General features: G+C 42.4%; 20 protein-coding genes and 2 tRNA genes. 9 read left to right on the top strand and 13 right to left on the bottom strand.

The genetic code is table 11. The features are described 5' to 3' along the window. Position 1 precedes the first annotated feature (1 nt). From ACS8FB_RS09830 to recN, 9 genes are all read right to left on the bottom strand, one after another. Positions 2-265, bottom strand: coding sequence for a hypothetical protein (locus ACS8FB_RS09830; protein WP_439262531.1), 264 nt, complete (start codon positions 263-265; stop codon positions 2-4). Positions 266-269: 4 nt separating this feature from the next. Continuing rightward, the gene (locus tag ACS8FB_RS09825) at positions 270-533 is read right to left on the bottom strand and encodes a hypothetical protein (RefSeq protein WP_439262529.1); all 264 of its coding nucleotides are present in this window, start codon (positions 531-533) and stop codon (positions 270-272) included. Between the two features lie 98 nt (positions 534-631). Continuing rightward, positions 632-976 carry a DUF3817 domain-containing protein gene (locus tag ACS8FB_RS09820; RefSeq protein ID WP_439262527.1) on the bottom strand — a complete coding sequence of 115 codons (345 nt, stop codon included), beginning with the start codon at positions 974-976 and terminating at the stop codon, positions 632-634. A 44-nt stretch (positions 977-1,020) separates the two neighbouring features. Then, positions 1,021-1,959 carry a site-specific tyrosine recombinase XerD gene (gene xerD, locus ACS8FB_RS09815; protein ID WP_299218764.1) on the bottom strand — a complete coding sequence of 313 codons (939 nt, stop codon included), beginning with the start codon at positions 1,957-1,959 and terminating at the stop codon, positions 1,021-1,023. 66 nt (positions 1,960-2,025) lie between these two features. Continuing rightward, complete coding sequence (gene tusA, locus ACS8FB_RS09810; RefSeq protein ID WP_439262525.1) at positions 2,026-2,352, bottom strand: sulfurtransferase TusA; 327 nt, start codon at positions 2,350-2,352, stop codon at positions 2,026-2,028. A gap of 29 nt (positions 2,353-2,381) precedes the next feature. Beyond that, the gene (locus ACS8FB_RS09805; RefSeq protein ID WP_439262523.1) at positions 2,382-2,912 is read right to left on the bottom strand and encodes a hypothetical protein; all 531 of its coding nucleotides are present in this window, start codon (positions 2,910-2,912) and stop codon (positions 2,382-2,384) included. Between the two features lie 129 nt (positions 2,913-3,041). Then, on the bottom strand, positions 3,042-3,563 hold the full coding sequence (ruvX, locus tag ACS8FB_RS09800) for a Holliday junction resolvase RuvX (protein WP_439262626.1): 522 nt from the start codon (positions 3,561-3,563) through the stop codon (positions 3,042-3,044). 68 nt (positions 3,564-3,631) lie between these two features. Further along, on the bottom strand, positions 3,632-4,195 hold the full coding sequence (locus tag ACS8FB_RS09795; protein WP_439262521.1) for a YqgE/AlgH family protein: 564 nt from the start codon (positions 4,193-4,195) through the stop codon (positions 3,632-3,634). Positions 4,196-4,363: 168 nt separating this feature from the next. Beyond that, positions 4,364-6,043, bottom strand: coding sequence for a DNA repair protein RecN (gene recN, locus ACS8FB_RS09790; RefSeq protein WP_439262519.1), 1,680 nt, complete (start codon positions 6,041-6,043; stop codon positions 4,364-4,366). A 510-nt stretch (positions 6,044-6,553) separates the two neighbouring features. On the opposite strand from recN, the gene ppnP reads away from it, so the two are divergent. Together ppnP and rlmB are read left to right on the top strand one after the other, a co-directional pair. Continuing rightward, the gene (gene ppnP / locus ACS8FB_RS09785) at positions 6,554-6,889 is read left to right on the top strand and encodes a pyrimidine/purine nucleoside phosphorylase (RefSeq protein WP_299218752.1); all 336 of its coding nucleotides are present in this window, start codon (positions 6,554-6,556) and stop codon (positions 6,887-6,889) included. Between the two features lie 124 nt (positions 6,890-7,013). Beyond that, positions 7,014-7,784, top strand: coding sequence for a 23S rRNA (guanosine(2251)-2'-O)-methyltransferase RlmB (gene rlmB / locus ACS8FB_RS09780; protein ID WP_439262517.1), 771 nt, complete (start codon positions 7,014-7,016; stop codon positions 7,782-7,784). Here rlmB and coaE read toward each other — a convergent pair. The 4 genes from coaE to pilB form a co-directional block, all read right to left on the bottom strand. Continuing rightward, the gene (coaE, locus tag ACS8FB_RS09775; RefSeq protein ID WP_439262515.1) at positions 7,747-8,430 is read right to left on the bottom strand and encodes a dephospho-CoA kinase; all 684 of its coding nucleotides are present in this window, start codon (positions 8,428-8,430) and stop codon (positions 7,747-7,749) included. The two genes, rlmB and coaE, sit on opposite strands and share 38 nt — an antisense overlap. Positions 8,431-8,590: 160 nt before the next feature. Beyond that, the gene (locus ACS8FB_RS09770) at positions 8,591-9,490 is read right to left on the bottom strand and encodes a prepilin peptidase (protein ID WP_439262513.1); all 900 of its coding nucleotides are present in this window, start codon (positions 9,488-9,490) and stop codon (positions 8,591-8,593) included. A gap of 7 nt (positions 9,491-9,497) precedes the next feature. Continuing rightward, on the bottom strand, positions 9,498-10,721 hold the full coding sequence (locus ACS8FB_RS09765) for a type II secretion system F family protein (protein ID WP_299218744.1): 1,224 nt from the start codon (positions 10,719-10,721) through the stop codon (positions 9,498-9,500). 120 nt (positions 10,722-10,841) lie between these two features. Then, a complete protein-coding gene (pilB, locus tag ACS8FB_RS09760; RefSeq protein WP_439262511.1) occupies positions 10,842-12,545 on the bottom strand; it encodes a type IV-A pilus assembly ATPase PilB in 1,704 nt (567 codons plus the stop codon). Positions 12,546-12,864: 319 nt separating this feature from the next. Between pilB and tpiA the strand changes: the two genes are divergently transcribed. From tpiA to infB, 7 genes are all read left to right on the top strand, one after another. Beyond that, positions 12,865-13,680, top strand: coding sequence for a triose-phosphate isomerase (gene tpiA, locus ACS8FB_RS09755; RefSeq protein WP_439262509.1), 816 nt, complete (start codon positions 12,865-12,867; stop codon positions 13,678-13,680). Positions 13,681-13,887: 207 nt separating this feature from the next. After that, positions 13,888-14,196 (top strand): preprotein translocase subunit SecG, encoded by a 309-nt coding sequence (gene secG / locus ACS8FB_RS09750; RefSeq protein ID WP_299218738.1) that lies wholly within the window; start codon positions 13,888-13,890, stop codon positions 14,194-14,196. A gap of 208 nt (positions 14,197-14,404) precedes the next feature. Then, positions 14,405-14,489 (top strand) — tRNA-Leu (locus ACS8FB_RS09745). A 122-nt stretch (positions 14,490-14,611) separates the two neighbouring features. After that, a tRNA-Met gene (locus ACS8FB_RS09740) sits at positions 14,612-14,688 on the top strand. Positions 14,689-15,131: 443 nt separating this feature from the next. Further along, a complete protein-coding gene (gene rimP / locus ACS8FB_RS09735) occupies positions 15,132-15,632 on the top strand; it encodes a ribosome maturation factor RimP (RefSeq protein WP_299218737.1) in 501 nt (166 codons plus the stop codon). A gap of 94 nt (positions 15,633-15,726) precedes the next feature. Further along, positions 15,727-17,211 (top strand): transcription termination factor NusA, encoded by a 1,485-nt coding sequence (nusA, locus tag ACS8FB_RS09730; protein WP_299218735.1) that lies wholly within the window; start codon positions 15,727-15,729, stop codon positions 17,209-17,211. A gap of 190 nt (positions 17,212-17,401) precedes the next feature. Further along, positions 17,402-20,134 carry a translation initiation factor IF-2 gene (infB, locus tag ACS8FB_RS09725; RefSeq protein WP_439262506.1) on the top strand — a complete coding sequence of 911 codons (2,733 nt, stop codon included), beginning with the start codon at positions 17,402-17,404 and terminating at the stop codon, positions 20,132-20,134. Positions 20,135-20,255: the final 121 nt, after the last annotated feature.

Below are 20,255 nucleotides of genomic sequence, written 5' to 3'. Positions count from 1 at the left end.
ATTACAGGCGATGCTGTATCATTCCTTGCAACTCATTCTCTACTAGCAGTTTTTTTAGAGTATCAAAACCTTCTTCGATACCCCAAGAGGTCAATAACCGTGCTGCCTGAAAAACGATATAATCATCTTCATGGGCCAAAAGATCAACAGCACCTTTAATACGTTCGGGTGGTATGTCCTCAGGATCTATATCTTCAGGTAACTCCGTGTAATCAACACCTGTTGGAATATCACGTAGTAGTGAGTTAGTGTGAGCGCTATTCATTGTATTATCCTGACATAAAAAAAGCATTTTCAGGTAGTTCATCATTTTTCTTATAACTTTTCATGACGGCTACCATTGCTCTTTGATAATGTGCCTCAGGAGCATAACCATCAATAGGTTTAATCAACCGACACGACATATCAAACGTAAATGGCTCCATTCTATTCTTATATAGTAAAAAAATTCCATTAGAGACACATGAACCGTTAAAAAATTCATATGTTACTTCTTCATCGTCTTCTTTAATTTTTTTGACCTCAACATACATAGTAAAACCCTTTATTTACTTGTTAATTTTGAGTCGTTGATAGGTCGCTATGTCAAAAAAGTATAGGTATTCGGATCACCTCTGATATTAAAGTACTTTTAATACCCCTTCCCCAAACGCTTCTTTAATAAATGATCAAATATAAACGGACCAAATGGTAAAAACGAGCCAAGCACACCTGCAGGCATTACCCATAGCGGCATTTTTATTTTGCTCGTTGCAATCAGTAGAACCAAGATATAGGCGATAAATAGTACCCCGTGTGCCATACCGATATATCTTACCGCTTCAGGAATACCCAACATATATTTGAGTGGCATTGCAACACCAAGTAATAATAAAAAGGACGTACCTTCTAAGTAACCCATAATGGTAAGGTTTTTGAGTGCAGAATTTTGCTCTTTTGTTAGGGTAGGCAAAGTAGATGGCTGAGCTTGCAACACGTTTTATTCCTTTTACTATTATCAATAAATAGTCAATTTCAATTTTAACCGCGTGGATGATGCTCGGCATGCAATTTTTGCAATCTCGCCGTCGCCACATGGGTATAAATCTGTGTGGTCGATAAGTCACTATGACCCAATAATAACTGTACGCTACGCAGATCCGCACCATGATTGAGCAAGTGAGTCGCAAAGGCGTGACGTAGCGTATGCGGTGATAGCTCTTTATCAATACTGGCGACTTTGGCGTATTTCTTCAGTAAATACCAAAAGTTCTGCCGCGTCATATAACCACCTTGTGCGGTCAGAAATACCGCTTGGCAATTGCCCGATTTCAAATGCGCAATCAAGTCTCCACGCCCATGAGACAGATAATCGTCCAGCGCGTCCGCTGCATATTCACCTAGCGGTACCAGTCGCGTTTTATTACCTTTCCCCGTAATCTGTAACCAGCCAGCATTAAGATTGACTTGTTCAAGCGCCAGATTAATCAGCTCACTGACCCGTAGGCCGCAAGCATACAACACTTCTAACATAGCTTTATCACGTAGACCCAGCGCGGTGCTAGTATCAGGTGCAGCAAGTAGGTTATCGACATCTGCTTCCGCTAAATCTTTTGGTAAAGGACGTCCAAGTTTAGGGCTTTTAATACGCTCACAAGGATTGTCTTCGCGCAGGTTGCTGGCGATCATCCATAAGTAGAATTGACGTAGGCTTGAGAGCATACGTGCTTGAGTGCGCGGCGTTTTATCATCTTGAGCAAGAAGTGACAGACAATGCAATACATCTTCAGCTTGCCATTTCGTCAAGGCAAGGGGATTGGTCAGCTCGCAAGTACGCAAATCGCGGACATAAGCGTTACGCGTACGTGTCGCCAGACCACGGGCCAGCATCGCTTGACGAAACTCAGTCATATAACTGGGCTCGTCGTCTACTGCCAGTGCTTTAGGTTGGCGTTGTTGCACGGCGCGATCACGACTCATAAAATAGTGCTCAAGTAAGAATGAAGACAGCGATGAAAGATACTCACACAGACACGCTTAGAAATGCTATGCCGTTTTTTTCTTAACCAAATATCGATAAAGTGTCATATTTGTGGGCGTAGCATCATCGCTATCAATGGTGATTTCATCAGGATCAGCATTTAAGTGTACGTTTTCAGCCAGTGTTTCTTGATGTACAAGCTCATGACCGAGATGACGACAAAAATTAGGAATATCACGCGTCGTCGCAGGATCGGTTGCAAGAATTTCAATGATATCGCCGCCATCGGCTTTACGAATAGTTCGATGCAGCATCATAACCGGCTCCGGACATATAAGTCCTTGGGTATCCAAATGATGATGGATCGCAATGTCAGATATTGAAGTAGTCATAGTCGTTATATTAAAAATAAGTAGTAAATTTAGAAATTGCTGTCGATTGAAGACTCTTTAGGAGCTTGTGGCAACTTTTCATCAGTTACATGTTCGTTTCCAAACTCTTCTTCAGTTTCTGCTTCGGCTTCCAAAAAGTTAAAAAAGCGCTTAAAGTTTGCTTTAAATAAAAATGCCACTCCAAGCCACGATGCCAGTCCCAACCAGGCAGTATCAGCAAATAACAGCCCACCGACCAGTACGACTGTAGATACACCAATGCTTAAAGCAATCATTGAAGGTTGGTTTAAGCGATAACGGTAAATAACAAAACCATCATAAATAGTGATAGGTATGGTCAATGCTATCAGCGCATAAGGCAAATTAAAAAACAGTCGATAAAGTAGCTGATTGTCATGGAATGCTTTAATACTAGCAATAGTGCCAAAGACCATAAACGCGATAATAGCAGCGTAAATAAGATAAATCGCTATTTGATTGGCACGCTGTGCACCTTTAATACGTGCGATAGCGAGCGGGGCAAAACCGTATTGCGTTGGTTGGTCTGAAACATTGGTCATAACGATCAGTCATTTGTTCGTAAAGGTTTATAATACTTTATTTAACGGCGGTATGCTTAGACAAAGCATAGAATTGGGTCAGAACATCGTCTTTGAATGAGCGCAACATTCGACTGTCTAATGATTCAACTAATCAGGTTTTATTGCACTGATGGCCATGCTGCTATTTGGGTCGATAAAGTACGTTGATAATAAAATACAGGCAGAGATGTCGTCGATTGGGTCACGCTCATTTCGAATCCAACCGTTTTCCCAAGCGATCTCTCTTGCAGCCATAGAAGTTAGACGCTCATCACATAATGTCACTTTTGCAGGCAGGCGCTGCTCCATTAATCTATGAGCCAAGCGACGCGCAAATTTGTGCGCCCGTTTTGAGAGCATAGAGCTACTACCGTCCATATTTAAAGGGAGCCCGACGAGCACTTGGGTAACCCCCCAAACCTTAATAATGCCCAATAGATTGTCCCAGTCTGGCTGTCCATTATTCATGGCCAAGATATCAAATGCGCGTGCAGTCTCGGTCACAGTATTGCCAAGTGCCATTCCCATTTTTTTGACACCATAATCTAGTGCCAAGATAAGATGCGGCTTAATCTCAGGTTCCGATATAGCCGTGTCAACAGCTTCAAGAGAAGGATCAGAATCTACCATCACTCTATGCATCTCCTATTTCTATGAGGCCCAATTTAATAGGACGAGACTCTACCATGACAAATACCTTATGCATGACCAATATCACTACTGAGATAATCAAAGTTAATCCCGATTTTCTCAGCGGCGAGCTGCCAGCGCTCTTCAAACGGCGTATCAAATAATAATGTTAAGTCGGCAGGGCATACTAACCAGTCGCCGTCTTTAAGCTCACGCTCGAGCTGTTTTTTGTTCCAGCTGGCATGTCCTAAGCATAAGTGGTAGTGCCCAATACCTTGCCCTGCAGCGATACGCTGTAAAACATCTTGACTGGTAGTGATACATACGTTCTCTGAGATGGCAAATGACGATGCCCACTCCGGTTGACCCGTATGTAATACAAATCCTACCTCAGGATACATCGGGCCGCCTTCTAGTGCTAAGTCTTCCATAATTTGAGGATTGGTCACATCGATGTTCAAATCTTCTAGCAGTTTACCCACACGCGCCTGCTCAAGGGGACGGTTCACCATCAACCCTAAAGCGCCTTGTTTATCATGGCGACAAATATAAATAAGCGCCCGCTCAAACCTTGGGTCTGACAAGTCAGGAGCGGCAATTAAGAAGTGATGGGTCAAATTAGCTTTGGACATAAAGACAAATATAATATAAGTAATATAAAAGGTGAGACACTACTATATGGTGATACTAAACAAAAAAGCAATATAGGAATGACATCGTTATCATAAGCAATAGACGTAAAGTATGAGCTATTTTACCATCCCACTTTTAAAATAAGGATGCATACTAGCAATATGTCTTTACTTGATACCAGTTAGCAAACTACGGGCATGGTCACGAGTCACATCAGTAATAGTAACCCCGCCTGACATACGTGCCAGCTCATTTACCTGCGCATCTTTGGTCAAAATAATAAGCTCACTTTGCGTCTGCTCATTGTGATGCTTTTGCACTAAAATATGCTGATGTGCTTGGGCGGCGACTTGAGCCTGATGAGTAATTGCTAGCAGCTGCTGTGTCTGTCCAAGGCTACGCAGTAATTCGCCTACTACCTGGGCAGTACCGCCACTGATACCGACATCCACCTCGTCAAAGACTAGCATCGGTTTGGCAGCATTGTTATCCGCACTTGTCGCTTGCAATACTTGCATGACCAGCGCCATGCGCGACAGCTCACCACCTGAGGCAATTTTGTGTAGCGGCTGCATCGGCATACCAACGTTGGCGCTAAACAATAGGTCAATATCGTAACAACCTTGCGCATTATAAAGACTGGGATTCGCCTTTTTAGTAAAGACAAACTCACAGCGAGCGTTAGGCAAAGCAAGGGGCTGTAGTTGCTGAATAAGTTGCTCACTGATCACGGGTGCCGCTTTTGAACGCTGCTCATTTAACTTGGTAGCGAGCTGCAGATACACTTGCCAAGCATCTTCGATTTGTGCAGCCAACACATCACTACTAGGCTCGTTTTCTAACTGTTCTAACTGCTGCTGCCACACATGGGCTTCAGAAATTAAGTCATTTGCCGGTAAGTTATGTTTGCGCGATAGACGATGGCCAAGACTTATCAGGCTGTCCAAGGTTTGCAAGCGTTCAGGATCAGGAAGTTGTTGTTCGGCATAATCTGAAAGTAGAGCAGTCACTTCAGTGATCTGCTGCTGCGCAAGATGTAGTTGCTCTGAGGCTTGCCCAAAGGTTTGGCTAACCCCTATTTGATGGTCACACAGTTTAATCGCTTGACCAAGTAAGGTCATGACATCAGGCTCATCGCTATCATTATCGAGCAAGTGCAAACCCTGACTGGCCTCTGTCATTAAGGCCTCTATATTAGACAGCTCTTCATGCTCAGCTTCGACATCATGATAGTCGACAGCCAATAACGGTGCAATATCTGCCAATTGGTTTTGTAGCAGTTGAATACGGTCTTGACGCTGGGCTTCGCGGCTAGCAATTTCATCCGCTTGACGTTTTAGCTGTTGATAGTGCTGGTAACTGCTCGCCGTCTGCGCTGCTAAAGGAGTTAACTGAGCCATCTCATCAAGCCACTGCACTACAAATTGCGGCTTTAGTAGCGCTTGCTGCGCATGCTGACTATGAATGTTGACAAGCAATGCACCCAAACTTTTCAATTCAGCTAGGCTCACAGGCGTTCCGTTCAACCAAGCTTTTGAGCGCCCGCTGTTACTTAGCTGACGACGAATCAATATCTCAGGCTCATCTAAAGAGCGCTCATGCTCAGTAAACCAGTCGGACACAACAGCATTATTTGTCACATCAAACTGCGCGTAGATATCGGCGTGAGCCGCACCATGTCTGACCATGGCACTGTCTGCTCGTTCACCGATACAAAGCGATAATGCATCCAGTAGCAACGATTTTCCTGCGCCTGTTTCACCAGTAATGACATTAAAGCCTTCAGCCATGCTCAGCTCATGTTCAGCAATCAGCGCAAACTGATATAAGGTTAACGATAAAAGCATTAAAGTCTCTCATGGTAGGCAATTGGCATTGGTAATCTTAGTTAGACTAACGATAAGGTCTGTGAAAAGCAACTGTGTTTGGTGTCTTATTCTAAACTAAATGAGGATTTAATTAATGGTCATAACCCTAGCAAATTATATCAATATTGGTATACATAGCAATTATTTAAGGGTACTAGAAGATGGTCAGTTTGGTGAATAGATAATATTTTCAGCATCGCTGTAACAAACTTTTTAGAGATAATGTGGTAGCATAAACTCACTCAATCATAAACTTATGCCACAGTATGTACACATAATAGTCTGTCAAAGATGGGACGTGCCTAGGTAAAACTTGAGTCTATAAGCGGTTAGGTTATCAAACCAGTAATATAATCTGCTTATTTAATAATAACTATATTAAAAGCAGTTATTTTAAAATAAGCTATGTTCAGTATGAAGATGTAAACTGTAATGTCATAAGACACTTATTTTTTAGTTTAGCTATAATTATTTGATAAGGAAGCCACTATGTCAGCGGCACAATATACTAACGTAACGGTCAATGCTCAGGCTACAGTAACGTATGATGGGCGCTGCTCAAGTCATACTATTATGTTCGAAGATGGCCGGCATAAAACATTGGGTGTCATTTTACCTTGTGACAATACCGTTGAACGATACCACTTTAGTACCAATACCTCAGAGCGTATTGAGATTATTAGCGGCGAATGTGAAGTCAAAATAGAGGGCGATGAGGAGTTTAGCTACTACCGCGCTGGTCAATCGTTCGTGGTTGAAGGCAATAGCAGCTTCAATCTGCGTACTGAAGAGATTGTACAGTATGTCTGCCATTTAGAAGGGTAGTATTCACAAGGTAGGTACCGCTTTACTGTAATCATATTCGATAAATTTCTGTAGAGACAGATAGACATCGTGTTATCCCAACTTATATCATATTAGCGATATTCAATTTTTTAGTAGGCCTATTATGGCAAAACCCAGTTATTTCTATGGTATTCACGCCATCGAAGCTTTGCTTGAGCATCGTCCACTTGATGCATTGAGCTTATTTGTACAACAAGGGCGCGAAAACGACAGTCATGTAAGAGACATTATCGCGCAAGCACAGGCAAATGGCATTAGCATGCAGCCAACGCAAAAAGATAAGCTGACGCAACTATGCGGTAGTCCTCAGCATCAAGGGGTTGTATTACATGCTCGTCCATTAGGATTTGCAGATGAAGGATTATTAGATAACGTTATTGGGCGCAATCAATGCTTATTATTGGTACTTGATCAGATTACGGATGCGCACAACTTTGGTGCCTGCTTACGTACAGCAGTCGCTATGGGTGTGGATGCAGTGATATGTCCAAAGCATCATGCAGCAAGTTTGACTCCGACAGTCGCTAAAGTATCAGTAGGCGCAGCTGAGATGATGCCTATTGTTAGTGTAACCAATCTAGCGCGTACACTGACGCGTATTAAGGATGCAGGCGTTTTTGTATTCGGTACGGCATTAAATGAGACAGCTAAGCCTATACATGCTGCTGATTTGACAGGAAAAACAGCTTTAATTATGGGGTCAGAAGGTGAGGGCATGCGTCGGTTGACCACAGAAAGCTGTGATGAGCTGGTATACATACCTATGTCAGGCAATGAGCACGGTAACTTACAAAGCCTTAATGTGAGTGTGGCTACTGGTATGGCGCTTTACGAAATCAATCGCCAGCGTACTTTAGCTGCTGGGCAAGCTTAAGGTACGTTTGGTGCAATGGCTCTAGCTGTTGATGTAAGCTTGCTAAGTCTTCTTCGTTTACCACCAAATCATCAGCATGGTGATTACGTTCAGTACGGTGAAGTTGGTTTGCCATGATGGCTTTTATTTTCACTACACTTTGTTCATCACGCAGACTGGCACGCGCAAGTTGCGTCTCTTCATCTACATCAATGACTAAAATACGTTGGCATAAGTTAGCAAGACCTGCTTCTGCGGCCTCAATGAGTAGTGGGGCTGACAATATAACATAGGGTGAAGTGCTTGCTGCTAGTTGTTGTTTTGCAGCCTCGCGAATAGCAGGGTGGGTAATGGCTTCAAGGTCAATAAGCGCGGCAGGATTGGCAAACACGTGTGTGCGTACTGCTGCACGGTCCATGTGACCTTCTGCATCAATTACCCATTCTCCAAGCTTTTTTTGAATCTTACGCAAAGTAGGGCTGCCTTTCTTTACTACTTCATGAGCAATCACATCGGCATCAATGATGTCAATTCCCTGTGCTGCAAACCAATCGCTGGCGGCAGACTTACCACTACCGATACCGCCTGTTAGCCCAACCACTAAGGTCTTGTTCTGTATTTTAGCTTGTTGGCGTTTATGTACAGGCGTTTCAGAATATATTGACATAGCGGTGACTTATTGGCTCGTAAGTTGGTAGAAAAGACAATTATGAATATTAGTACTAATGAATTGCTTGTTCTTATCAAACAATCGTCATTAATCAACTAGCTTAACGCGTACCGCCGATAAAGATATAAGCATTCGTTTGTTATATTGTAATTCTATATTAAACATACATATCTAAATACCAATTAACAATATCAGAGCCATAAAGGAGAGCAATTATTCCAGCGATCGCAATATAAGGTCCAAAGGCAAAAGGCTGGCTCTCTCCGTGCCTTTTCATCAAAACAATACCGACAATTAAGCCTAGTAAAGAAGATAGAAGAATGATCAACGGCAACATCATAGGTCCAAGCCAAGCCCCCAATACTGCTAGTAGCTTAAAATCACCTTGTCCCATACCATGTTTTTTGGTTATGAGATAAAACACTTTTACGACGATCCATAAAGACAAAAATCCTAGCAATAACCCCCAAACCGATTGGGTAGGGGAGACAAACCAGCCTTGAGAGTTCACTGCTAAGCCCAATCCTGCTAATGGAAAAGTCAGTCGATCAGGTAATAGCTGCGTATCAAAATCGATACCAGTTAAGGCAATCAATGTCCATACCAAAATGAGAGCAGACAAGCCAGCAGCTGTAACGCCAAATTGATAGATAACCAATGCTGATAGTAGCGCAGTGACTAGCTCTACAATAGGATAACGTATACCAATCGCTGCGCTGCAATCAGAGCAACGACCACGTAGTACAAGCCAACTTACTAAGGGTATATTCTCATACCATTTTATTTGATGCGCACAGTGAGGACAGCGCGATGCTGGTCTACTCAAAGTAATGGGCGTATCTGTCGCCGTAATGTCCGTTAAGGCCTTAGTATGCTCATGCGGCATATCTACTTGCTGAGACATAAACTGGCTGCATTCTTGTCGCCAGCTATAAATCATCATCAGCGGTATGCGATGAATCACGACATTCAAAAAACTGCCTATACATAGCCCTAATATTGCAAATACAACGAGCGCCAAGGTCATATTACTTTGTAATAATTCTAACAATTGCATCAATTTGCTACCCTACTACTGAACCCATCTGGAAGATTGGTAAGTACATGGCAATGACCAAACCACCTACTAAAACCCCTAGTACCGCCATGATCAATGGCTCCATCAAGCTGGTCAAACCATCAACGGCATTATCGACTTCGTTTTCATAATATACGGCTACCTTGTCAAGCATCTCTTCTAAGCTGCCTGATTCTTCACCAATACCGACCATTTGGATCGCTAAGCTTGGGAACAGGTTAGTCGTGCGTATCGAAAACTGCAATTGTTGACCGGTTGATACATCGTTTTTGATCTGTTGAATAGCATCGTAAAACACCACATTATTGGCGGCACCTGCAGTAGAGTCTAAAGCATCAATCAATGGTACACCAGCCGCAAAGGTAGTAGACAGCGTGCGCGCGAAACGGGCGATGACAGCCTGGTAAGCAATATTGCCAAATATAGGTGCTTTTAAAGTAGCACGATCAAGAAAATCACGAAACTTTTTAGAGCGTTTTTTGGCTTCTGTAAAGCTAACAATACTACCACCAATGGCAATGATAAGAATAAACCACCATGCCTGCATCCAGTCTGACATACCGACAACCATTTGTGTGAAAGCGGGTAGTTCTGCACCAAAAGATTCAAATAGACCCGAGAAAACAGGAACTACCTTAATCAGTAGGATGATGGTGACGATTATAGCTACTACAATTACAGCGATAGGGTATTTCATGGCTTTTTTGATTTTAGCTTTAAGAAGCTCGCTTTTTTCTTTGTAGGTAGCGACACGCTCAAGCATAGTCTCAAGCGCGCCTGATTGCTCACCAGAGTCTACAAGAGAGCAAAACAGATCGTCAAAATAGCGCGGATGCTTGCGTAGCGCTGAGGCAAAGGTGCCGCCAGCTTCAATATCGGTTTTGATTTGTAGGACCAAGTCTTTCATGCTTGGATTATCCAGCGAATCCGCGACAATCTCAAACGACTGAGTCAAGGGAACACCAGCCTTCATCATAGTAGCTAATTGACGCGCAAAGATGGCAATATCAATGGGTTTGATGGCTTTTTTTACGGTAAATAAGGGCTTAGGTTTTTTCTTGATTGTTTTGACTGTGATACCTTGTTTACGCAGCGTCGCTTTTGCAATCTCTAAACTGCGACCTGTGGTTTCACCTTTGATCTTTTGTCCACGCCGATTGACTCCATCATAGACAAAGTCTAATAGCATATCAGTCTTAGCTTGTGCCATGTCTTTACCCTCAAGTTTTTCGTAATCTATATGCTCTAATCAGCGTTATTTAATAAGTGTTTTTTAGATGGTTATTTAGTCGCTCTTAAGTCTTAAACAATGGCCAGCATTAACTTACTATCATTCAGAAGTTACTCGCATCATCTCTTGTATACTAGTGACACCTTGAAGTACTTTTAAAATGCCCGAACGTCGCAAATCACGAAAACCGTTTTTGAGTGCGGCATCTTTAATATCGATTGCATTACCGTCCTCCATAATGATACGTGAGATATTTGGGTCGACTTTCATAACTTCATAAATACCAACACGGCCTTTATAGCCTTCGCGGCATTCGTTACAACCAACAGGCTCATAAATACTGTGGTTTGGATCATCTAAGTCAGCATCAGTAAAGCCAAGCTCAAGTAAGCTTTGTCTTGGTACGTTAAGAGCGGTCTTACAGTTTTTGCATAAGCGTCGCGCCAGTCGCTGAGCAATGACTAGGTTGACAGAGGTGGCAATATTAAATGAGGCAACGCCCATATTGCGTAAACGCGTTAAGGTTTCAGGCGCTGAATTGGTGTGTAGTGTTGAGAGAACCATATGCCCTGTCTGAGCCGCCTTAATAGCAATTTCAGCCGTTTCAAGATCGCGAATCTCACCAACCATGACAATATCTGGATCTTGACGCAAAAATGATTTTAGAGCATTAGAGAATGTTAGACCTACTTTCGAATTCACATTGACCTGATTGATACCCTCAAGGTTAATCTCAACAGGATCTTCAGCGGTAGAGATGTTGGTCGCTCCGGTATTCAAAATATTGATACCGGTGTATAACGATACCGTTTTACCAGAGCCTGTCGGTCCAGTAATCAATAGCATACCTTGCGGCTTATGAAGCGCTTCTAAAAACATCTCTTTTTGGTCAGGCTCATAACCCAAAGCATCGATACCAAGCTTTGCAGCAGAAGGATCTAAAATACGGAGTACCACCTTTTCACCAAATAAGGTTGGCAACGAGTTCACACGAAAATCAATCGCTTTATTTTTGGACAGTTTAAGCTTAATACGGCCGTCTTGTGGTATGCGCCGCTCTGAGATATCCATTTGTGACATCACTTTGAGGCGAGCTGCAATTTTACCCGCCAGCTGTACGGGCGGATTTGCTATTTTTTCCATCACACCATCGACTCGAAAGCGCACCCGATAAGATTTCTCATAGGGCTCGAAATGCAAATCGGACGCTCCCATACGAATCGCATCGACCAGCATTTTATTTACAAACTTCACAACAGGGGCTTCATCGACACCGTCAGCAAGTGTGGTTTCACCGCTGTCACCTTCTTCTGTATCTTCAAAGTCGACACTCAAGTCGCCATCAGCGAAACTGTCAAAACTTTGCATGGTGTCTGCATAAATACTATCGATACGTTTTTTAAGCTTGTCTTCTTCGACTACTACTGTCTCAACTGACAGCCGAGAATTAAAGGCAATGGCATCAATAGCATCAATACGAGTAGGATCACTTAAGGCCACAAATAATCGCTGTCCGCGATTAAAGATAGGCAGCGCATTAAACTTACGTACAATCTTCTCGTCTACCAGATCTTTTGGAATAACATCATTACTAAGGACATTAAGATCAAACAGCGGATCGCCAAAAGACTGCGCCATCAACTGAGCAAGCTGATAGGCATTGGCCATATTGTGCTCTACTAAATATGATACGAGACTGAGTTGCTGCTGCTTTGATTCAGTCTGAGCAGTCTGCATGTTTGCTTCACTCACAATCCCTGCATGAGTTAGCTGCTGTGCTAATCCACCAAATGTAGTAGACATGACCCTTTCTCCTTAATACTGCATATATGGCAAATCTATGAGTGCTAGTCTTAGAATTATTTTTTATTTCGATATCGATAAGCAAATCAAGCTTATAAATCGTGACTTATACTCTGGTTTAATAGAACGATAGTGAATATATGCAAGAAACATGACAATTTACATTTCAGCTTTAAAAATATATAAAGTTTTATGACAGTAAAAAGTCAAAGCTTATAGAACAATAACGACACTTATAACAGTAGCAGATGAATTTTTGCTATACTTACGCGCGTATCAGCCACATCGACAACGACGAATGATAGAAGGTAGATAAACCATGCAAGCTTGGGTAATTGGCAATTGGAAACAAAATCCAGCAACGACTAAAGACGTTAATGCACTGTTAGACACGTTATTAACGACTGCTGATGATACTGTCAGTAATGGTTGTCAGTTAATGGTAGCGCCTAGCTGTATCCACTTAGCAAATGTGAGCGCACGCTTGCAAAACACCGCTATACTCACTGCTGCTCAAGATATCAGTGCGCTTAGTGATAGTAGCGGGGCATATACTGGTGATTGTTCAGCACAGCAAATCGCTGATGCAGGCGCGACATGGACGATACTCGGGCACTCTGAGCGTCGCCAATATTACCAAGAGTCTCATGAGAGTCTGTTAGAAAAACTGAGTCATGCTTTTACACAAGGCTTAGGCGTGGTGTACTGTATCGGTGAAACGCAAACTCAATATGATAATCAGCAAACCTTTAGTGTATTAGATGATCAACTAGCTGTAATAAAGGACTTACTTATTAAAAGTAAAGAGCAAGCGCCTGAACTTGTTCAAAGACTAGCGGAGCGTTTGATTATCGCTTATGAACCTGTTTGGGCGATTGGTACAGGCAAGGTCCCAACAGTGATGGAAGTAGACGCGACTCATCAGCATATTAAAGAAACAGTCGCAAGCTTTGATACAACGCTACCTGCAACGACGGTTTTATATGGCGGCAGCGTTAACAAAGATAATGCTGATAGCTTTGCGGCCAGCCCTATGATAGATGGAGCACTGGTTGGCGGTGCATCACTAAAAGCAGAGAGTTTTTTGGCGATTGCTCACGCTTTTAACCAAGCTAAAAACAAACAGACTTTATAATAATTAACTACTAAGTTTACTTATTAAAAATAAGTATTGAGCAAAAAGCGTTTATGAGTCATAAAAAGTGGGTTTAACAGTGCCCTTGCAATCGTGTACAATGCGCCTTATTTATTCTTATTATAGTTGAATCTTCCTATAGTTCTATGATCATAGTGCTAAATATTAAGAGTTGACTTTCGTTATTTGTCGGCAAAAGAGGCCACCATGTTTACGTTTATATTAGCCCTGCATATCATCGTGGCGATTGCCATGATTGGCTTGATTTTGATACAGCATGGCAAAGGAGCAGATGCTGGAGCCTCTTTTGGTGCTGGCTCTTCTGGTACCGTGTTTGGTGCAGCAGGCACGGCAAACTTTTTGACACGTGCTACTGCAGTATTGACTGTTATTTTCTTTATAACCAGTATGGTTCTTGCGGTAAACGCGCGTGAGCAGGCTGAAGATCAGTTTCGTTTAGATGCTCCAGTTTCAGCGCCGCAAACGCCGCGTCCTTTGACGCAAAATCCTGAGTAATGAGCTGAATTATAACAACCTAGCCTGCAAAGAGTAGTAGTAGGCAAGTTTTTTATAGTCATCCTTGCTATTTCGTTGGGTTAGTTTTACAATGCTCGTCTGTTTTTGTACGGCTACATGTATTACTCCTCATTGTTATCCTCATGACTTTGAAAAAAGCTGCTTAAAAACAGAGAAGTAAAAAAGTTATAGTTATAAACGACTATAAGCGATTGTGGTGGAATTGGTAGACACGCCATCTTGAGGGGGTGGTAGCGCAAGCTGTGGGGGTTCAAGTCCCCCCAATCGCACCAACTTTTTTGCAGCACGTAGTGCTGAGTGGATTGTTATAGAGTTAAGATTTTTAGTTTAAATTTATTTTAAATAAAGATTGACAAGTTTATAAAACTCGCCTACAATGTGCATTCTAAATTGATGCGGGGTGGAGCAGTCTGGTAGCTCGTCGGGCTCATAACCCGAAGGTCGTTGGTTCAAATCCAGCCCCCGCTACCACTTTCAATACTGATTTTTGTACACTAAATTGTCAGTTGCAATAAGCCCACCATTATGTTTGTGGGTTTTTTTGTATCTGAGAGTCTGTGTTATCACGGTATTTATCCTACTTATGCTAAGCTCTATTTTTATAGAGTGAAGTAATATCGGTTAATTGTGCAGCGCTTCATAAGCGGCAATACCTTTTATTTCATACTCTCTCAGTGATATTTTGGCTTTGTGTATTCTATTAGAATGTACAGCCTTAATCCAACGTCTATAATCTGTATTATTCTATAAGTATAAGACGATACGAGGCTTGGACTTAATATGCAAAGTCATACACTTTAGTTTAGCTGCAAAAAGATACAACGATTACAGTGTTATTCTTAAACGTTGCTCATAAAATATAAAAAAACGCTTTAAGTTCTGTACACCAGTAAATAGGAAACTATAAACAAATTATGAAACTTTCTACCAAAGTTGAAGAATTGACCAATATTATTGCTCCTGCAGTAGCGGCATGTGATGTAGCTTTGTGGGGCGTAGAGTTCGTACCACAGGGACGTCGTTCTTTATTGCGTATTTATATCGAGTCGCTACCAGAAGAGCAAGCGCAAGACAAACAGGTAACTATTGAGGACTGTGCCGCAGTCAACCATCAAGTGAGCGGTATTCTTGAAGTACATGATCCTATTGCGGGTGAGTATATTTTAGAAGTATCATCGCCAGGGTTTGATCGTGCGTTCTTCTCAGAAGAGCAAATGCGAGACTACATCGGACAAACGGTTAGTTTGCGTCTGATCCAAGCAATAGGGCAAGGGGACAAAAAACGACGAAAAGTAACGGGTAACCTAGATAGTATGGGTGCTACCTCGTTGATTCTTACTGCTACTGATAATGAGCAGTTCGAGATTACTTTTAGTAATATCGACAAGGCCAATCTCGTTTTTGAAGACGCTTGATGTTATAAAAACTTAGATAACGTATGGTTTACTTTAGCAACATAACGTCAATACACAAATTATGAAATTTAAGTAAGTATAGGACTGGTATAGCATGAGTCGTGAAATCTTAACGGTAGTTGAAACCGTCAGTAATGAAAAAGGCCTAAACCCTGAAGATATATTTGAAGCCATAGAAGACGCTTTAGTAGTATCGACTAAGAAAAAAGTATATACCGAACAACCGGAAGTAGCAGTACGAGTGGCTATCGATCGTACTACTGGCGATTATGATACTTATCGTTATTGGACAGTGGTTGCTGATGAAGATCATGAAATGCCAGCTTGTCAGCTTGCTATTACTGACCTTGATCAAGAAGAATGGTCGATCGGGGATGTAAAGGAAGAGCAGATTGAGTCGATCGAATTTGGGCGTATCGCAGCTACTCAAGCAAAGCAGGTAATCATCCAAAAAATTCGTGAAGCTGAGCGTGCCTTAGTAGCAGATGCTTTTGAGCCACGTATTGGTGAGATGATGTATGGCGAAGTTAAAAAGCAGACGCGTGATGGTTATATTATCGATCTAGGTGACAATGCAGAAGGCTATTTAGCACGAGATCATATGTTGCCACGTGAGCAGCTACGCGTTAAATCACGTATTAATGCTATCTTGTATCATGTGAATCGTGAAAATCGCGGTGCACAGCTACTATTATCGCGTACGCATCCTGAAATGCTTTCAGCGTTAATGCAAAAGGAAGTACCCGAAATCGCAGAGCAAATTATTGAGATTCGTAATGTCGCTCGCCTACCAGGTACTCGTGCTAAAATATCCGTTAAGACTAATGATCATCGTATTGATCCGGTGGGTGCATGTATTGGTATGCGTGGTACACGTATTCAAGCAGTACAGCAAGAGCTTGATGGAGAACGTATCGATGTCGTAGTATGGTCAGACGATCCTGCACAATATATTATCAGTGCACTTGAACCTGCAGACGTCAGCAGTATCATCTTAGATGAAGACACCCAGACAGCAGATATTATCTTTAGTACCAATGATCAGCTTGCGCGTGCCATTGGTTCGCAAGGACAAAACGTACGTTTGGCTTCAGAGTTGACTGGTTATAAGTTGAACATGATGCTAGAAGAAGAGTATCAACAGCGTCAAGAAAACGAAAGCAAAGCATTTATTGAATTGTTCTATGAGCGTTTAGAAGTAGATCAGGACCTTGCCCAAGCTTTGGTTGATATAGGCTTTACGAGTATTGAAGAAGTAGCATATGTACCTGTCGAGACCTTCTACGATATTGAAGGGTTAGACGATGAAGCAATTGACATGATTCAAGAACGTGCTAAAGAAGTAGTCATTGCAGATGAATTATTTAAACAGCAAAACATGAAAGAGCCGAGTCAAGAATTGCAGGATCTTGAGGGTATGACAGTCAGTTGGGCCTATAAAATGGCCCAAAAAGACATTATTACCGTTGACGATCTGGCTGAACAAGCAGTTTTTGATTTAGAAGATATTGAAGGTTTAGATGCTGAAACAGCAGGCAAGCTTATCATGAAGGCTCGGGAATCTTGGTTCGATGAATAGGTGTTAACTGCATATCGCTGTCTTTTGGTGGTATGCTATTAATAATGAAAGGCTAATAAAAGATTAATATTTAATATACTTATATAACATCCAATTATATTAAATAATCTCTGTTTTGGTCAAACGCAATCATTTGTAGCCAACAACTGAATTGAACAAATAGCAAATAATAGACAGTAGGTGATAATAAATGGCAGATAAGACCGTCAAAGAACTGGCAGAAATGGTAGGCAAAACCGTCGGTGCTGTACAGCAGCAACTCCAGGATGCTGGGCTACCTGCTCGCGGGGAGGATGACTCAGTCACCGAACTTGAGCAAGAAAAATTGGTAACGTATTTAAAACAAAGTCACGGACAGCAAGAAAAACGTCGTATTAGTCTTAAATCTAAAACGACCAGTACTGCGCGCGTGACGGGCTCTTCGGGTAAATCTAAGAGCGTCAATGTTGAAGTACGTAAAAAGAAAGTGTTTGATAAGCCGAATCCAGAAAAAATGGCAGAAGAATTGGCTGCCCGTGAACAGGCGATGATTGAGGCACAAGCACGTGCGGCTAAAGAAGCTGAAGAGCGTGATGCCACTAAGAAAAAGTCAGAAGAGCGTCAAGCGGCTACCCTAGCTGCTATGCGTGCAAGTCTTGGTTCAAGCAAAAGCTCAGAAGGCAAAGGTGAGGAAGTATCTACCTCAGTCGTAGTCAAAAAAGGCGGCAAAGCTACCGTTGAAGTTAAACCTAAAGAAAAAGAGAAAGAAAAGAGAAAAGTTGCTGCTACTAAGCCAAAGACTGAAACGGCTGCTGAACGTAAAGTTCGTGAAGCACGTGAGAAAGAAGAGGAGCGTTTACGTCAAATCGAGAGCGAAACACGTCGCGTACAAGCTGAAGAAGCGCAAAAGCGTACCCTTGAGCAGATGCGTAAGATGGCTGGTAAATATACTGACCGTGAACCTGCGACTGAAGTTCGTAAGGACGAGCCGTTGGCCGAAGGGTTGGTTGGGGACGCATTAGAAGAATCGTTTGAAAAAGAGCGCCGTGAGATCAAACGAGGAGCGAATAGTACAGGTACTCGTGGACGTCGCCGTAAAAACCAAAGCGAACGTGAAATCAAAAATACCAAAAATGGTCTACGTTCCTCTCAAGCGTCGCAGCATAAGTTTGAAAAGCCACTCGAAAAGATTGTCTACGATGTAGAGATTAGTGAACATATTACTGTCGCAGACTTGGCTCAGCGTATGGCGGTCAAAGCACGCGAAGTCACTAAACTGCTGATGAAAATGGGTGAAATGGCTCGAGAATCAGATACGATTGACCAAGCAACAGCCAGCTTAATCGTTGAAGAAATGGGACATAATCCAGTACCTGTTAGCGATACTAAAGTTGAAGATGATCTTCACGATGCCGTTGATGAGCGCAGCAGTAATGTACAAACGCGTCCACCAGTGGTTACTATTATGGGTCATGTTGACCATGGTAAAACCTCATTACTTGATAAGATTCGTGAAACGAAGGTCGCCACAGGTGAAGCAGGTGGTATTACTCAACATATTGGCGCTTATCATGTAGAGACGGAACGCGGCGTTATTACTTTCCTCGATACTCCAGGCCACGCAGCCTTTAGCGCTATGCGATCACGTGGTGCGCAAGCTACTGATATTGTAGTATTGGTTGTGGCAGCGGATGATGGCATGATGCCGCAGACAGAAGAAGCAATTGATCATGCGCGCGCTGCTGGTACACCTTTAATCGTAGCTATTAATAAAATGGATAAGCCAGGTGCTGATCCTGATCGCGTCCTTAATGAGTTAACTACAAAAGAAGTGGTCTCAGAAGATTGGGGCGGTGATACACCAATGGCTCGTATTTCAGCCAAGACCGGTGAAGGCATTGATGATCTTTTAGAATATATTAGCTTACAGGCTGAACTAATGGAGCTAGAAGCACCACTAGATGGTGCTGCACAAGGTGTGGTCATTGAATCAAAACTTGAAAAAGGTCGTGGTCCTGTTGTTAGTGTATTGGTCAAGAAAGGCACACTTAAACAGGGTGATCTAGTGCTAGCTGGTGAGCATTACGGTAAAGTGCGTGCAATAACGGATGAACATGGTAAACGTGTACAGTCAGCAGGTCCTTCTATACCAGTCGAAATCTTAGGCTTACCTGAAACGCCAGCAGCTGGTAGCGAATTCTTAGTCGTAACAGACGAGAAAAAAGCACGTGAAGTTGCAGATTTTAGAACCAACCGTGAGCGTGAGCGTCAACTTGAACGTCAAAATGCCATGCGTTTAGAAAGCATGTTTGATCAGATGGAACAAGGCGATGTGTCATTCTTAAATATCGTACTAAAAACTGACGTACGTGGTTCACTCGAAGCCTTACTAGCTGCATTAAATGAGCTGTCCACCGATGAAGTTAAAGTACGAGTGATTAGCTCAGGTGTTGGTCCAATTTCTGAGTCTGATGTCACGCTTGCAGAATCAAGTGAAGCTGTATTATTGGGCTTCAATGTTCGCGCAGATGCAACTGCACGCCGTAAAGCAGATACTGCCAACATGGATATTCGTTACTACAGCGTAATCTATGGCTTGATTGACGATGTAAAAGCTGCGATGAGTGGCTTGCTTGCCCCTGAACATCGTGAGAAGATTCTTGGTATTGCAGAAGTTCGTGAAGTATTCCGTTCTAGCAAATTCGGTGCTGCTGCTGGTTGTATGGTGGTTGAAGGGACTATTTATCGTAATAAGCCAATTCGTGTATTACGTGATGATAAAGTTATCTTCACTGGACAGTTACAGTCGCTACGCCGTTACAAAGAAGACGTTAATGAAGTGCGTACTGGCATGGAATGTGGTCTTGCCGTTCGTGGTTATGATGTCGAAGCTGGTGATAAGATTGAAGTCTTTGAGATTCAACAGTTTGAACGTACAATTTAACCATATTGTATTTTTATTCGTTAGAACTTAGAGTATTAATATAACGATGTATTAAGGTCTAACAGGATCATCCTGGTAGGCCTTTTTTATCGTATATTTCCGCTATTAAAAGCTATTTTTA

This window comes from Psychrobacter sp. 1U1 (genome assembly GCF_051847535.1).
Lineage (GTDB): Bacteria > Pseudomonadota > Gammaproteobacteria > Pseudomonadales > Moraxellaceae > Psychrobacter > Psychrobacter saeujeotis.
The sequence above is the reverse complement of the archived record's forward strand: the minus strand, read 5'-3'. Positions and strand labels throughout refer to the sequence as shown.